We start from the raw sequence: 14,377 nt of genomic DNA on the forward strand, positions 1-14,377 counted from the left end.
GGGTGGAGCGAACCGGCCGCACCCCGTTCGCGACCCACCCCGAGGTACAGACCACTTGGGCCCGATGGCGTACCGTGCAGCCCCATGGCAACAGTGCTCGTGGTCGAGGACGACCCCTTCGTACGATCCGCCCTCATCCGGCACCTGGCCGACACCGGTCACGCGGTCCGCAGTGTGGGCACGGCACTTGAGGCCCTGCGCGAGGTCGCCCAGGTCGGCTGCGACCTGGTGATCCTCGACCTGGGCCTGCCCGACCTGGACGGCAGCGAGGCACTCAAGATGATTCGCGGCCTGACCAATGTGCCGGTGATCATCTCCACCGCCCGCGACGACGAGGCCGAGATCGTCCGGTTGCTCAACGACGGCGCCGACGACTACTTGGTGAAACCTTTCTCCGGGGAGCACCTCAGCGCCCGGATGGCCGCCGTGCTGCGCCGCCTCGGCGGCGGGGCGGCCCCGGTCGCCCAGGTGCTCAGAGTCGGCGGCCTGGCCATCGACCTCCAGCGCCGGGAGGCGGACCTGGACGGACGCCGGCTCGACCTGACCCGCCGCGAGTTCGACCTGCTGGCCTTCCTCGCCGCCCGCCCCGGCGTCGTGGTCCCGCGCAAGGAGATCCTGGCCGAGGTCTGGCGCCAGACCTACGGCGGCGACCAGACCATCGACGTCCACCTCTCCTGGCTGCGCCGCAAGCTCGGTGAGACCGCCTCCAACCCGCGCTACCTGCACACGGTGCGCGGCGTCGGGGTCCGACTGGAGGCCTCCGGCCACCCCGACGGGCCCGGACCGGCGCCCGCGGAGCACCGGACATGAGGAGGTTCGGAGGCTCGCTGCGCTGGGCCCTGATCAAGGCCGCCGCGGCCGGTACCACCATGGTCGCGCTGGCCTTCCTCATCCCGCTCGGCCTGATGGTCCAGCAGACCGCCCGCGACCGCGCGTTCACGGCGGCGGAACGGCAGGCCGCCGCGCTCGGCCCGGCGCTCGCCATCACCACCGAGCAGGACGCCATCGCCCGCGCGGTGGCCAGCACGGACGCGGGCGCGCAGGGCCGGATGGCCGTCCACCTGCCGGCGCCCGCGCCGGACGGCGGATCCGCCACCGGGGTGCCCGCCGCCACGGCCGTGCCCCCGGTGGCCGCCGCTCCGGCTTCTTCCGCCGCTCCCGCTTCTCCCGCTTCTCCCGCCGGGTCCGCCTCACCCGCCGGGTCCGCGGCTCCCGCCGTGCCGGGCGGCGGGGTGACCATCGGCGCCGCCCGGGCGCTCGGCGCCGACGTGGCCAGTGCGGGCGGTCAGGGCCGCTCCTTCACCGTCGAGGTGCCCGGCGGCTTCGCCCTGCTCCAACCGGTCGCCGTCGACACCGGCCGGACGGCCGTGGTCGAGGTGTTCGTGGCCGACGAGGACCTCACCCGGGGCGTCTCCACCGCCTGGCTGGTGCTGTCCGCCGTGGCGCTCGCGCTGGTCGCCATCTCGGTGCTGGTCGCCGACCGGATGGGCGCCCGGATCGTCGCCTCCGCCCGGCGGCTGGCCGCCGCCGCCCGCTCGCTCGGCGCCGGCAACCTCGCCGTCCGGGTACCCGTCGAGGGCAAGCAGACCGACGGCAGCCCCGAGGAGCTGCGCGAGGCCGCCCACGCCTTCAACGCGATGGCCGACCGGGTGGTCCAGCTGCTCGCCGCAGAGCGGGAGCTGGCCGCCGACCTCTCGCACCGGTTGCGCACCCCGCTCACCGTGCTGCGGCTCAACGCCGCCTCGCTCGGCGAGGGCGACGCCGCCGACGCCACCCGGCACGCGGTGTCCCAGCTGGAGCGCGAGGTCGACCAGATCATCCGCTCGGCCCGCCGCGCGCCCGAGGACGCGCCCGCCGTCACCGTCGGCTGCGACGCCGCCGAGGTGATCCGCGAACGGGCCGGCTTCTGGTCCGCGCTCGCCGAGGACGAGGGCCGCCGCTGGCAGCTGGCCGGCGCCGACCGGACCACTCCGGTGCCCGTCCAGCGCGGTGACCTCGCCGCCGCCGTGGACGCCCTGCTGGGCAACGTGTTCCGGCACACCGCCGTCGGCACCGCCTTCTCGGTGGACGTGCTCGCGACCGAGAGCTCGGTCATCGTCCTGGTCGGCGACGCCGGACCGGGCTTCACCGACCCGGAGGCCGCCCTGAAGCGCGGTCAGGGCCATGGCGGCGACGGCTCCACCGGCCTCGGACTGGACATCGCCCGCAAGCTGGCCGAGGCCACCGGCGGCGATCTCGCGCTCGGCCGGTCCGCGGGCCTCGGCGGCGCCGAGATCCGGTTGCGGCTGCAGACCCGCACCGACGGCGGCCCGGCGCGGGCGAGCCGACGGCGCAGCCGCGGCACGCTGTTCCACAAGTAGCCCCCGTTCCGGCAGGGCCCGTGTTCCGGCGGTGACCGCCGGTCCGGACGCCTTCCCCGGAGCGGAAGTGATCCGGCGCCAGGTGTGACGAGGGGTGCTGCCGGTGGAGGCCGTGACGAGCTGTGGGTTCGACGGCGGGGTGTGAGGCCCGGACGGGGTCGCGGGCCGTTACCGGGCGACCTCTTCCTTAACCAGGTCCTAAGGGAGTTGTTCCCCTCGCTCAGCAGGCCGGATCCGGCCCCCGGGCGCCGCTAGCGTCGTGCGCGCCGGTCGCCCGAGCAGCGGCCGACACCCTCGACACCTGCCTCCCCGACCCTTCGGGCGGGAGGTGCCCCCAACGGAGGTACGCCCATGACGACCCAGCCCAACCGCCGCTCAGGGCGCCGCCGCCGCAGCCGCCGGGGCGCCGTCATCGGGGCCTCGGCGGTCGCCGCCGCGCTCGTCGCGGGCGGTGTCGTCCTCCTCGCCTCCTCGGCCAGCGCCGCCTCGCTCGGCGCCGTCTACAGCCGGACCAGCAGCTGGGAGGCCGGCTACACCGGCCAGTACCTGGTCACCAACCCGGACGGCAGCGCGATCGAGGACTGGACGCTCTCCTTCGACCTGCCGGCCGGCGCGAAGATCGACTCGCTCTGGAACGCCACCTTCAGCGCCGCGGGCCAGCACATCACCGTCAAGCCCGAGAGCTGGAACAAGCGGCTGGAGCCCGGCAAGAGCGTGGTGGTCGGCTTCGTCGCCCAGGGCTCCGGCGCCGCCCAGGGCGAGCCCGGCAACTGCCTGATCAACAACGCCTCCTGCAAGGCGGGCGACGGCACCGCGCCGACCCCCTCGGGCCGCCCGACCAGCTCGCCCACGGCCTCGCCGAGCACGTCGCCGAGCGCCTCGCCGACCGCGACTGTGAAGCCCAGCGCCTCGCCGACCGCCACCGCGAGCGCAACGGCCACCACCAAGCCCACCACGGCCCCGCCGAGCCCCACGGCCACCGCCACGGCCAAGCCCACCACGCCCGCCCCGACCGCGACCGCCACCGCGACCGGCACCCCCGTCCCGGCCGGCGGCGCGGGCTTCGCCCCGTACGTGGACACCTCGCTCTACCCGCCCTACGACCTGGTCGCCACCGCCAAGGCCACCGGGGTCAAGAACTTCAACCTCGCCTTCGTCGTCTCCGGCGGCGGCTGCACCCCCAAGTGGGGCGGTGTCAGCGACCTGTCCGCCGACGCCGTGGCGGCGCAGATCGGCGCCCTGCGGGCGATCGGCGGCGACGTCCGGGTCTCCTTCGGCGGTGCCAACGGCAGCGAGCTGGCCCTCGCCTGCTCCTCGACGGCCGAGCTGACCGCCGTCTACCAGCAGACCGTCGACACCTTCGGCCTGACCAAGGTCGACTTCGACGTCGAGGGCGGCGCGATCGCCAACACCGCCGCCAACACCCGCCGCGCCCAGGCCATCGCCCAGCTGCAGAAGAACGCCGCAGCCAAGGGCAAGGCCCTGGACGTCTCCTTCACCCTGCCCGCGCTGCCCTCCGGCCTCACCCAGGAGGGCGTCAACCTGGTCGCCGACGCCAAGGGCAACGGCGTGGCGATCGGCGCGGTCAACATCATGGCGATGGACTTCGGCGACGGTGTCGCCCCGAACCCGCAGGGCCAGATGGGCAAGTACGCCATCGCCGCCGCCACCGCCACCCAGGCCCAGGTGAAGAGCGTGCTCGGGCTGGACGACGCCGGCGCCTGGCGCAAGGTCGCCGTCACCCCGATGATCGGCGTCAACGACGTGGCCAGCGAGATCTTCACCGTCGCCGACGCCAAGCAGCTCGCCGACTTCGCCGCGACCAAGCACCTGGCCTGGCTGGCCATGTGGTCCGGCACCCGCGACAAGGCCTGCGAGGGCGGCGCCAAGGCCTACGCCGACGCCAGCTGCAGCAGCATCGTCCAGCAGCCGCTGGACTTCACCCGGACCCTGGGCGCCTACACCGGCTGACCCTCTTCGACCCCTCCCCGGGACCCCGGTCGTCCGTGCTCCGCCCGCAACGGAGTACGGCCGGCCGGGGTGTTTTCCGTCCGGTCGGTCACGCTCGGTGACCAACTCTGCCCAGGCCGGTGCGGCGGGCATCCGGTATCGTCGCAGTTTGGTCGAGCGGTGGACGGAGCGAACAGTGACAGCGGTGCACGACGAGCGCAGCGAGGTGCGAACCGCACCGGACAAGGCGCCCGCCCCTCTGTCGGACCGCCTGAAGGACGCCATCGGCGCGCCCGTCCGGGCCCTGCGCGAGGCGCCCCGCGGTCCGCTGCTGGCCGTTTCCGCCGTGGCACTGCTGTCCCTGGTCGTGTACGCGGTCGTCCGGCACTTCGTCCACACCTCGATGGTCGACATGATCGTCTACCGCGCCGAGGGCGGCGCCGTCGCCGACGGCACCGATCTCTACGGGCTGCGGGTCACCGAGTGGAACCTGCCCGCCACGTACCCGCCCTTCGCGGCGATGCTGTTCGTGCCGACCACCTGGTTCCCGATCCCGTTCCTCCGGGTGGCGATCACGCTCGGCAACCTCGGGCTGCTCGCGGTGCTGGCCCACCTGTCGTTCAAACTCGTCGGCTGGCCGCGCCGTGAACTGCGCCCGCTCGGCGTGATCCTGATCACCGGCTGCGGGGTCTGGCTCGAACCCGTCTTCACCACGCTGCGCTACGGCCAGATCAACCTCGCGCTGGCCTGTCTGATCCTCTGGGACCTCACCCGCCCCGACGGTCGCCGCAGCAAGGGCCTGGCGATCGGCATCGCGGCCGGCATCAAGCTCACCCCCGGCCTGTTCGCGGTCTACCTGCTGATCACCGGCCGGATCCGGGCCGCCTTCGTGGCCGGCTTCACCTTCCTCGGCACCTTCCTGATCGGCGCGCTCGTCCTGCCGGACGCCACCTGGGGCTTCTGGACCAAGTACCTCTACGACTCCTCGCGGGTCGGCAAGACCGAGATCGTCGACAACCAGTCGGTGCGCGGCGCGTTCGCCCGGCTGCTGCACACCGCCGATCCCGGCACGCTCGCCACCCTCGGCTCGGCGACCGTCGCGGTGGCCGGCCTCGCCGTCGCGGCCTGGGCCTCGGCCAGCGCCCGCTGGCTGCCCCGAGCGGAGGCGTGGGGGGTCTGCTGCGCCGCCGTCACCGCCGTGCTGATCTCGCCGATCAGCTGGACCCACCACTGGGTCTGGTGCGTCCCCGTGCTCACCCTGCTCGCCTGCGAGGCCGCGGTCGAGCAGGGCCGCCCGCAGGCCGTGCGCCGGGTGCGCTGGCGGGCCGCCTTCGGCGCCACCCTGGTCGGCTTCCTCTCCTTCGGGATGTGGGTCGTGCCGCACCACGGCGACCTCGACCTGCACCTCCCGGCCGTCAGCCAGGTCCCGGCCTCGGTGTACCCGCTGGTCGGGAGCTGCTTCCTGCTGGCCGCAGCGCTACGCATAAGGGCCAGGCGGCGGGCCGCCGGCGCCCCGCTCGTCCGGCTGCCCGTCCAGCGGGCCGGCGGACGCCCGGGCCCCGCGCACGACCGTCAGCAGGCCCCCGCGGCCCGCTGATCCGGTCGTCGGCCGGTCGGCCGTCCCCTGGGCGGTGACGCCCGGGGCGTTGTGGTGCGGGTTCCCGGTGTACGGGCGGTTGCCGGTCGGGTGTTCGGTGCGTGGGCGGTGGCCGCTCGGGCCCGTCACGCCAGCAGCTCGGCGAGCGAGCCGTCCAGGTCCAGTGCGGCCAGCTCACTGCCCGGCGGGACCAGCCGGTGCGCCCGCTCCAGCCACGCGGCCACGGCCGGCAGCGGCGCCTCCAGCAGCGCGTCCCCGGCCGGCGAGCTCAGCGCCATGCAGAGCACGCTGCGCCGGCCCGAGCGGGTCGGCCAGATCCGTACGTCGCCCTGGCCGCACGGCCGGAAGGTGCCCTCCACCAGCAGCTCGCGGGCGAACACCCAGGTGACCGGCGAGCCGGTGTCCAGGTGGAAGGTGATGTGCACGGCGAACGGGTCGTGGCTGCCGTACGACAGCCGGGCCGGGACGGGGACGCTGTGCTCGGGGGAGAGCACCAGGTTGAGCTCCAGCTCGTGCTCGACCACGCTCGTCGGGCGCTCCATGATCGGCTTCCTCTCTGCCTTGGGTTCGTGCCCGGTTTCGGGCCCGTTGCCCTGTGAGAGCGCGGTGCGGGCGCGCCCTTACACACGTTTCCGAGATTTCTTCGCCGAGTTCCACCGCCCCCGCCGGGGCAGTGGCGGACGCGGGACCGCGGGCGCGCCCCCGCCCCCGCGCGCCGGGGCCGGGACGAGCCGGGGAGCCGCTTCCTACCCCGGTTGGGCCCGCACTGTCTGGTGAATAGCCAACTTCCCGTTTTCGGGGCGCCGAGGTACTACCCTTTGTGACTGCCTGGCGACTGTCCGCCCATCGGCGGCGCCCCGCGCCCGCGCGCCATCGGCGAACCGGACGCACTGGGCTCACTGGGCTAGCCGCATCGGCCTGCCAGGAAAGAAGACCCCCATGACGGACCGGCCCTTCGCCGGCGGCGCGGACACGGCCGTCGATCCCACCCCCGGCTACTATCCCGACCCCTCGATCCCCGGCTTCGTCCGCTACTGGGGCGGCACCGCCTGGGTGCCCGGCACCAGTCGGCCCGCTCCGGCGCAGGGCGAGGTGCTGGAGCCGCCCCGGTTCGTGGCGCGCCGGGCGGCGGCGGGCGCCGGCCCGGGTCAGGGTGCGGGTGTCGGCTCGGGTCAGGGCGCGGCGGCAGGCGCGGGGGCCCGGTTCGTGCCGCCGCCGGTGGTCGTGGAGGCCGTGCCCGAGGCGTCCGGCGAGACCGGGCCGGTGTACCTGGACCAGACGGCGGGCGGGGCCTCGTTCAGCCTGGCGCCGCAGGTCGGGCTGGAACTGCGCGCACACGGCCGGGGTGAGCCGCTGCCTGCTGGCGGTCCGGTCTTCCGCGGTGATGGTGGTGCCGCGGACACGGTGGCGGCGGGGCCCGGGCCCGAACCGGATGCGGGTGGGGGCGGGCTGGAGCCGGCCGCCTGGCAGGTCGACCCGAAGGCGCAGCGCGGTCTGATGGAGACGGGCGATGCGCCGCGCTGGGTCTCCTGGGGAGTGCTGCCGGGGCAGTCCCCGGCTGGGGAGCTTCCGGTCGGCGGCTCCCCGGGCGGCGGTTCCCCGGGCGGCGGTTCCCCGGCGGGGGAGACCTCCTTCGGGGAGGCCCCGTCGAAGGGCGTCGCCGAGGCGGTTGTTGTCGCCGAGGCGGTTGTTGAGGCCCGGGTCGAGGCCGAGCCTGCCGAGGCGGTGCCGGCGGCGGTGGCCGTGGTCGCCGCGGCTCCGGTGCCGGTCGTCGTTCCTGCTCCCGCTGTCGCGCCTGCTGCCTCCGTTCCCGCTCCCGCTTCCGCTCCTGCTTCCGCTCCTGCTTCCGCTCCTGCTTCCGCCGTGCCCGTCGCCGGCCCGGCCGCCGCGCGACGCCCGGCCGCCCGGCGCCGGCCCGCCCCCCGCCCGCCCGCCGGGCTCGGGCGCCGACTGGTCGCCCGGCTGGTCGACACCGCCGTCCTGGCCGTGGTCGCCGCCGCGGCGGGCATCCCGCTCGGCAACTCGGTGGCGGCCCACCTCCAGCAGAAGCTCGACCAGGCCCGGATGGCCAGCGCCCTCACCCGGCGCCAGATGCAGGTCTGGATGCTCGACGGCGTGGTGGTCGGCAAGCTCGCCGTCCTGCTCGGCATCCTGGCCTTCGTCGGCCTGCTCTACGAGGTGCTGCCGACCGCCCGCACCGGTCAGACCTTCGGCAAGCGGCTGGCCCGGATCCGGGTGGTGGACGCGGCCCCGACCGCCGCCCGGGGACGGCTGTCCCTCGGCCGCTCGCTGCGCCGATGGGTCGTCAGGCAGCTCTCGGCCGTGCTGCTGATCGGCCTGATCTGGCCGGTGCTCGACCGCCCCGCCCGGCGCGGCTGGCAGGACCGGGCGGCCCGCACCCGGGTCGTCCGGGACTGAGCCGTCGCACTCCGGCCGCCCGCGTCGGATCAACCGGTGCAAAACGTCTGGAATGTCCCAAATTGATAGAATGTGTGATGTTCTACTCGGGGCATGAGTACCTACGACCCCTCAGGCCCCGAGCCGGAGGGGGGCGGCAAGCCCCCCTTCGACAAGCAGCCCCCGCAGTCGGGTGACGGCGCGCCGGAAGGTACGCCGTCGGACCCGTACGGAAAACCGCCGCCCGCGGGCGGCCCCCAGGACAGCCCCGGCGCGTACGGCGGCACCTACGGGGGCGCCCCCGGCGGCTCCCCCTACGGCGGGTCGCCGTACGACCAGCCGCCGCCCGGTTACGGCCCCACCGGGTACGGCACACCCGGAGCCGGACCCGTCCCCGGGATGCCGCCCATCGGCGGCTGGCCGAACCGGATCCTCGCCCGGCTGATCGACTACCTGCTGGTGCAGACCGTGGCGATCCTCCTGATCCTGCCGTTCGCCAGCCTCGGCGACCGTGCGGGCTCGACCGGCGCGTTCTGGCTCGCCTGCGCCCTGTACCTGGTCTACGAAGCCCTGATGCTGAGCCACGACGGCCAGACCCTCGGCAAGAAGGCCATGAAGGTCCGGGTCGCCATGCTGATCGACGGCAACAAGCCGACGCAGTCCGCCGCCTGGACCAGGTCCGCCGTCTTCGTCGTCCCGGCGGTGCTCTGCTGCGCCATCCTGTGGTGGCTGATCGACGGGGTGTTCGGCGTCTTCGACAAGCCGTACCGCCAGTGCATCCACGACAAGGCCGCCAAGACCGTGGTGGTCACCACGGTCTGAGCAGGCCACTCCGGCCGGTACCGCCCGGTGGCGCTTCAGCGCTGCCGGGCGTACTCGTGTCCGGCGGGTGCGGGTGCGGGTGCGGGTGCGGGTGCGGGTGCGGGTGCGGGCGTCCGGGCGGGGTCCGGGGCGGCGGCGGGCCGGCGGAGTTCGGCGGTGGAGACCGACAGCAGCGTCACCAGTGTGCCGAGCGCGAGCGCGAAGCCCACCAGCACGGCGACCTCTCGGACGCCGGTGGCGCCCGAGACGGCCAGCAGCGCCACGGTGGCGGCGACGACGGTGAAGGTGCCGAGAAGGGTCTGGGCGGTGGTCGGGCGCGGCATGGCGTCGGTCCTTCGCACGTCGGGGGAACGGGCGGGTGGTGCCGGTGCTGTTCGGCACGGCCCCCGGCAGCATGCTGCCGGTCGGCCCTGCCTGGTGCTACTAGTCATACCCGGTACGGGAGTTCGGTAAGTACAGCCTAACCCTGCCACTCCGGGGCACGGGGGGCGCACGGGCTCACCCCGGGGTCGTCCGCCCCGCTCGGTACGGTGATCACGACCGGACCGCCGACACCCCCTGGGGGACCTCCGTGCCCATCCCCGCCGACTGGCCCACCACCGAGGCCGAGGCGCTCGCCGAACAGGAACGGCTGCGCCCGCTCGTCCAGCCCCACGGCGGCGCCCCCGACGACGGCCTGATCGCCGGCGTCGACGTCGCGTACGACGACGAGCGGGACCTGGTGGTGGCCGCCGCCGTCCTGCTGGACGGCGCCACCCTCGAGGTCGTCGAGGAGGCCACGGCCGTCGGCCGGATCGCCTTCCCCTACGTCCCCGGTCTGCTCGCCTTCCGCGAACTCCCCGCCGTGCTGGACGCCCTGGCCGCGCTCGACCGCACCCCCGCCGCGGTGGTCTGCGACGGCTACGGTCTCGCCCACCCGCGCCGCCTCGGCCTGGCCAGCCACCTCGGCGTCCTCACCGGTCTGCGCACGCTCGGCGTCGCCAAGACCCCGTTCACCTTCGACCACACCGAACCGGACGCCGCCCGCGGCTCCTGGACCCCGCTGACCGACCCCGCCACCGGCGAGGAGGTCGGCCGCGCCGTCCGCACCAGCCCGGGCGTCAAGCCCGTCTTCGTCTCGGTCGGCCACCGCATCGGCCTGGCCGAGGCCGTGGACACCACCCTTGCCCTCGCCCGCCGCTACCGCCTGCCCGAGACCACCCGCCGCGCCGACTCGCTCTGCCGCCGCACCCTGGCCGCCCTGCAGGCGGAGACGTCCGCGAACTGACTGTGCAGCGGCTCGGTTGTGATGCCATCCTGGTTGCCGGGGCCATGTGTTAGACATGTCCTTCGGGGAGCGGACAGGACGCACGGGGGAGGCGCCGGCAGTGGGTACGGGGACTGGTTCGAGCGGTGGGGCCGGTAGCGGCTACCGCGTGGAGGTCGGACAGCTGAGGGCTTTCGCAGCCCAGGTGCGCGTCCTGCTGGCGGAGTTCCAGCAGCACGCGGACGGCACCAGGACGCACGGTCAGAGCGGCATCGGCAAGAGCGCCTTCGGCACCTTCGCCGAGGCGACCGACCTGCACAACCGGTACGGCACCATGCGGGACGCCCTGCGCGACACCCTCAACCTGCTCCAGGAAGCCGTGGACGACGCCCAGAAGAAGGCCGAACTCACCGCCACCAACTACGAGGAGCAGGAACAGCACACGGCGAAGAAGCTGAAGCTCGGCGACGACGGCTGGTCCGTGGCGGCCCCGTCCGCCACCAGCACCGCCGCCTACACGCAGACGGTGGCGCCGGCCCGGAACAACGGCGGGAAGTCCGAGCAATGAGCGGGCGGCCGACGACGAACACCACGAGCGGGGGCGACCGGGGATGAGCTACACCGACTTCACCAAGTTCAGCCACGGCGAGCTCCGGAGGATGGCCCAGGCCCTGAACTCCGGCGAGGTGATGGCCGCCAGCGACCCATGGCGCCGTGCCGCCGACACCCTCAAGGCCATCCGGGCCACCCTCACCACGGCCAGCACCGAGGCGGCCGTCACCTGGGAGGGCACCACCAGCGACGCCTTCCACACCCGGATGCTCCACCTCGCCAACACCATCAACACCGCCGCCTCCTTCGCCAACGACGCCGCGATCACCCTCAAGGCCATGTCCGAGGCCATCGACCAGGCGAAGCGCAACATGCCGGAGGAGCCGAGCAACTGGGAGCAGGTCAAGGACGGCGTCGGCGACACCGTCTCCTCGATCTTCGGGGGCGATGACGAGGACACCAAGACCCCCGTCGCGGACCAGAAGAAGGCCGAGGCGGCGGCGGTCATGCAGACCCTCGCGATGCGGTACCGGGTCGCGGCGCCGATGCTGAAGCCTCCGCCGCCTCCGCCGCCGCCGCCGAACAGGAACCTCGGCGAGGACTACCGCGATGTCCCGTCGCCTGATGACCCATCGGGGTCGGCGGCGCTCAGCGCTGTGATGTCCAGTGCCGGCTACACCGGCACGCGATCGGCCCCGGTGTCCACGAGTAGCCCGGCGCCACGGTCGCAGAAGCCTGTTGACCAGCCCGGGTCGAAGCGTTCGACGTCGACGTCGACACCGCCCGACCCCGGCACCAGAGGCGGCACCGCACCGGCCGACTCGGGGATCAAGGGCGGTACCGCACAGCCCGCGCCGAAGCCGCCGTCCGTCACCCACTACGGTCCGGGCACCGGGATCGACGGCGCGACGATCACTAATCCCACCACGCCCGTGACCAGCACACCGTCCGTCAACCCGGGGACCTCCAGTACCAACCTCGTGACGCCCGGCGGGCAGCAGGGCGGCCAGCCCGGCGGTCTCCCGCCCGGCTTGAAGAGCAGTGGACCCGGGAACGGGCCCCGTGCCAACGGTGGCGGTCCGGTTGTGGGGCGGTCCGATGGACCGGCCGTCGGCCAGGGCAAGTCCTCCGGCGCACAGGGCAAGGACGGTGCCAACCGCACGGGTGCCCCCGGCCAGGCCGCAACCCGAGGCGGCAAGGCGTTCGGCACGGGTGAGGCGTACAGCGGCGGCTTCGGCTCCGGTGGCCGGGCTGCGGCAGGGGCCCGGCCCGGAGGCGGTCTTCCGGGGCGGACCGGAGGCATTGTCGGCGAGGGTGGCCGCACGGGTGCCGGCGCCGGTGCCAAGCAGGCGTTCACCGAAGGCGGCTCCGGGCTCGGGGCCCGAGGCCGGACCAAGGGAGAGCTGGGCGCGAACAGCCCGGGCGGTACGGGGCCGGGTGTGCCGTTGGCAGACGGCCAGCGACGCAAGAAGGACAAGGACAAGGACGGCAAGCGTCCTGACTACCTGGTCGAGGACGAGGAGACCTGGGCGTCGGACCAGCCGGTGAATCCGAACGTGGTGGAATGAGTCCTGTCCGCAGGCGGACAGGCCGATGACCAGTCGTCCCGCAGGTCGGTGATCTGCGGGACGCTTCGCTGAGTGGGGTGACCGGGCTTGACGAGCAGTCGCGGGGTGCGCGGAGCAGCCGTGCTCGCTGCCGGAGCCTTGCTGTGGGGGATGGCTTCCTCACCGGCGACGGCAGACCAGATCCGAAGCTCACAGTGGCCGCTGAAGACCTTCGAGGCCGAAGCGAAGGTCTGGCCGGTCAGCCAGGGCGACGGCGTCGTCGTCGCTTTGGTGGACAGTGGCGTCAACGCGGACCATCAGGATCTCGCCGGTCAGGTATTGCCGGGCACGGACTTCTCCGGGGCGAAGACTGACGGGCGACTGGATACCGACGGCCATGGCACCGCAATGGCTAGTTTGATCGTTGCCGCCGGACACGGCTCACAAGCGGGGCTGATGGGTCTCGCTCCGAAGGCGAAGATCCTTCCGGTCAGGGTAAGGAACAACGACGCATCGTTGGAGGACCAGCAGTCAGACCTCCGGCAGGCCATCAGATTCGCCGCTGATCACGGGGCGAAGGTCATCAACATCTCCCTCGGCGGATATCTGGGGACTGATGCGGAGACGCGTGCTGCGATCAAGTACGCCGTCTCCAAGGACATCGTTGTCGTGGCATCCGCTGGAAACAGTGGGGACAAGGCCTCTCCGGTTGAGTACCCTGCGGCGTTTCCAGGAGTGGTGGCAGTTGCGGCAGTCGATGAGCAGGGAAAGGTGTGGGAGAAGTCCACATTCGGACCCGAAACCACCATTGCCGCTCCCGGCGTGCAGGTCTATCACGCCGCGGCCAAGTCGACGTCGGGATACAACGTCGGTAACGGCACCTCCGATGCCGCGGCCTATGTGTCCGCCACGGCCGCTCTCGTTCGCTCCAAGTATCCCGACCTCTCCGCGGGGCAGGTCATCAACCGGATGACCAAGACCGCCACCCCGCCATCCGACGGGTCGGCGGTGCCCAATGCCCACTACGGCTTTGGGATCGTCTCCCCGGCCAAGGCGCTTCAGCCGAATCCTGCGGTCGATGGCGGTTCGAAGGAAAACCCGCTTCTGGGTCGGGCAGAGTCGCAGGCCGCTCCTACTGCAGGAGCGGACGACCCCGTGGCGCCCCCCGTTCCGGCGGCTGCTGCCGGGGCCGGGGGGAACCGGGGGATCACGTACACGCTGATCGGGGCCGGCGTGCTGGTGCTGGTGCTGGCGGGCGGGGTCGGCGGGGGGCTGGCGCTGCGGGCGCGGCGGCGGCGGCGGGCCGCGGCCGCGACGGCCGCGACGGCGTACCCGTATCCGCCGGGGTACGGGTACCCGCCGCCGTCACAGCCTCCGCAGCAGCCTCCGTACCACTGACGGGGTGTTGCCGGGGGTTCAGAGCCTCCGGTACATCACGTGCAGGCCGACGTAGCCCTTGTCGGGGTGGTGGAACGCCTCGGGGACGGTGGTGAGGATCTCGAAGCCGAACGTCTGCCAGAGCGCCACGGCGCGGTGGTTGGTCTCCACGACGGCGTTGAACTGCATCGCGCGGTAGCCGTCGGCGCGTGCCTGGGCGAGGACGTGGGCGCACAGGGCGCGGGCGACGCCCCGGCCGGAGTGGCGGGGGTCGACCATGAAGCCCGCGTTGGCGACGTGCGAGCCGCCGCCGGACTGGTTGGGGTGGCTCTCGGCGGTGCCCAGGACGGTGCCGTCCGGGTCGACCGCGACGAAGACGCGGCCGGGGGCGGGCTTGAACCAGAGGGCGCGGGCCCGTTCCTCGGTGGTGTCGCGGTCCCAGCTGTAGGTCTCGCCGGCGGCGACGATCTCGCGCAGGAAGGGCCAGATGGCGGGCCAGTCGTCGGGGGTGGCTTCGCGAATGAGCATA

The 14,377-nt window shown here is 73.5% G+C and carries 13 protein-coding genes; 10 read left to right on the forward strand and 3 right to left on the reverse strand.

The annotated features are described in order from the left end of the window. The first annotated feature begins 84 nt into the window (after positions 1 to 84). From ACGFZP_RS29140 to ACGFZP_RS29155, 4 genes are all read left to right on the forward strand, one after another. Entirely contained in the window at positions 85 to 810 is a 726-nt protein-coding gene (locus tag ACGFZP_RS29140) for a response regulator transcription factor (RefSeq protein ID WP_392938802.1), read from the forward strand. Further along, complete coding sequence (locus tag ACGFZP_RS29145; RefSeq protein WP_392938804.1) at positions 807 to 2,360, forward strand: ATP-binding protein; 1,554 nt, start codon at positions 807 to 809, stop codon at positions 2,358 to 2,360. Before ACGFZP_RS29140 ends, ACGFZP_RS29145 begins: the two co-directional genes overlap by 4 nt. Positions 2,361 to 2,711: 351 nt before the next feature. Then, entirely contained in the window at positions 2,712 to 4,331 is a 1,620-nt protein-coding gene (locus ACGFZP_RS29150; RefSeq protein WP_392938806.1) for a cellulose binding domain-containing protein, read from the forward strand. A 175-nt stretch (positions 4,332 to 4,506) separates the two neighbouring features. Then, positions 4,507 to 5,907: a glycosyltransferase 87 family protein gene (locus ACGFZP_RS29155; RefSeq protein ID WP_392938807.1), complete on the forward strand. Its 1,401-nt coding sequence runs from the start codon at positions 4,507 to 4,509 to the stop codon at positions 5,905 to 5,907. Positions 5,908 to 6,032: 125 nt separating this feature from the next. Here ACGFZP_RS29155 and ACGFZP_RS29160 read toward each other — a convergent pair whose 3' ends face one another. Next, positions 6,033 to 6,449, reverse strand: coding sequence for an SsgA family sporulation/cell division regulator (locus ACGFZP_RS29160; protein WP_387946288.1), 417 nt, complete (start codon positions 6,447 to 6,449; stop codon positions 6,033 to 6,035). Between the two features lie 397 nt (positions 6,450 to 6,846). Between ACGFZP_RS29160 and ACGFZP_RS29165 the strand changes: the two genes are divergently transcribed. Together ACGFZP_RS29165 and ACGFZP_RS29170 are read left to right on the forward strand one after the other, a co-directional pair. Next, positions 6,847 to 8,325 carry an RDD family protein gene (locus ACGFZP_RS29165; protein WP_392938809.1) on the forward strand — a complete coding sequence of 493 codons (1,479 nt, stop codon included), beginning with the start codon at positions 6,847 to 6,849 and terminating at the stop codon, positions 8,323 to 8,325. A 93-nt stretch (positions 8,326 to 8,418) separates the two neighbouring features. Next, positions 8,419 to 9,126 (forward strand): RDD family protein, encoded by a 708-nt coding sequence (locus ACGFZP_RS29170; protein ID WP_392938810.1) that lies wholly within the window; start codon positions 8,419 to 8,421, stop codon positions 9,124 to 9,126. Positions 9,127 to 9,161: 35 nt separating this feature from the next. On the opposite strand, the gene ACGFZP_RS29175 is transcribed toward ACGFZP_RS29170, so the two are convergent. Further along, positions 9,162 to 9,449 carry a hypothetical protein gene (locus ACGFZP_RS29175; RefSeq protein ID WP_392938812.1) on the reverse strand — a complete coding sequence of 96 codons (288 nt, stop codon included), beginning with the start codon at positions 9,447 to 9,449 and terminating at the stop codon, positions 9,162 to 9,164. A gap of 248 nt (positions 9,450 to 9,697) precedes the next feature. On the opposite strand from ACGFZP_RS29175, the gene ACGFZP_RS29180 reads away from it, so the two are divergent. The 4 genes from ACGFZP_RS29180 to mycP all read left to right on the forward strand — a co-directional run bounded on the left by ACGFZP_RS29180 (position 9,698) and on the right by mycP (position 13,869). Further along, entirely contained in the window at positions 9,698 to 10,393 is a 696-nt protein-coding gene (locus ACGFZP_RS29180) for an endonuclease V (protein WP_392938814.1), read from the forward strand. A 148-nt stretch (positions 10,394 to 10,541) separates the two neighbouring features. Then, complete coding sequence (locus ACGFZP_RS29185) at positions 10,542 to 10,940, forward strand: hypothetical protein (RefSeq protein WP_392938816.1); 399 nt, start codon at positions 10,542 to 10,544, stop codon at positions 10,938 to 10,940. A 43-nt stretch (positions 10,941 to 10,983) separates the two neighbouring features. Then, positions 10,984 to 12,492 (forward strand): hypothetical protein, encoded by a 1,509-nt coding sequence (locus ACGFZP_RS29190; RefSeq protein ID WP_392938818.1) that lies wholly within the window; start codon positions 10,984 to 10,986, stop codon positions 12,490 to 12,492. Between the two features lie 120 nt (positions 12,493 to 12,612). Continuing rightward, on the forward strand, positions 12,613 to 13,869 hold the full coding sequence (gene mycP, locus ACGFZP_RS29195; RefSeq protein ID WP_392938819.1) for a type VII secretion-associated serine protease mycosin: 1,257 nt from the start codon (positions 12,613 to 12,615) through the stop codon (positions 13,867 to 13,869). Positions 13,870 to 13,887: 18 nt separating this feature from the next. On the opposite strand, the gene ACGFZP_RS29200 is transcribed toward mycP, so the two are convergent. Beyond that, positions 13,888 to 14,376: a GNAT family N-acetyltransferase gene (locus ACGFZP_RS29200; RefSeq protein WP_392938820.1), complete on the reverse strand. Its 489-nt coding sequence runs from the start codon at positions 14,374 to 14,376 to the stop codon at positions 13,888 to 13,890. Position 14,377: the final 1 nt, after the last annotated feature.

This window comes from Kitasatospora sp. NPDC048239, assembly GCF_043202015.1.
Lineage (GTDB): Bacteria > Actinomycetota > Actinomycetes > Streptomycetales > Streptomycetaceae > Kitasatospora.

Excerpts from the sequence above, each read along its gene's own strand:
- ACGFZP_RS29170 (WP_392938810.1), top strand. The coding sequence starts at position 8,419 with ATGAGTACCTACGACCCCTCAGGCCCCGAGCCGGAGGGGGGCGGCAAG.
- ACGFZP_RS29175 (WP_392938812.1), bottom strand. The coding sequence starts at position 9,449 with ATGCCGCGCCCGACCACCGCCCAGACCCTTCTCGGCACCTTCACCGTC.
- ACGFZP_RS29145 (WP_392938804.1), top strand. The coding sequence starts at position 807 with ATGAGGAGGTTCGGAGGCTCGCTGCGCTGGGCCCTGATCAAGGCCGCC.
- ACGFZP_RS29140 (WP_392938802.1), top strand. The coding sequence starts at position 85 with ATGGCAACAGTGCTCGTGGTCGAGGACGACCCCTTCGTACGATCCGCC.
- ACGFZP_RS29160 (WP_387946288.1), bottom strand. The coding sequence starts at position 6,449 with ATGGAGCGCCCGACGAGCGTGGTCGAGCACGAGCTGGAGCTCAACCTG.
- ACGFZP_RS29190 (WP_392938818.1), top strand. The coding sequence starts at position 10,984 with ATGAGCTACACCGACTTCACCAAGTTCAGCCACGGCGAGCTCCGGAGG.
- ACGFZP_RS29200 (WP_392938820.1), bottom strand. The coding sequence starts at position 14,376 with ATGCTCATTCGCGAAGCCACCCCCGACGACTGGCCCGCCATCTGGCCC.
- ACGFZP_RS29165 (WP_392938809.1), top strand. The coding sequence starts at position 6,847 with ATGACGGACCGGCCCTTCGCCGGCGGCGCGGACACGGCCGTCGATCCC.
- ACGFZP_RS29150 (WP_392938806.1), top strand. The coding sequence starts at position 2,712 with ATGACGACCCAGCCCAACCGCCGCTCAGGGCGCCGCCGCCGCAGCCGC.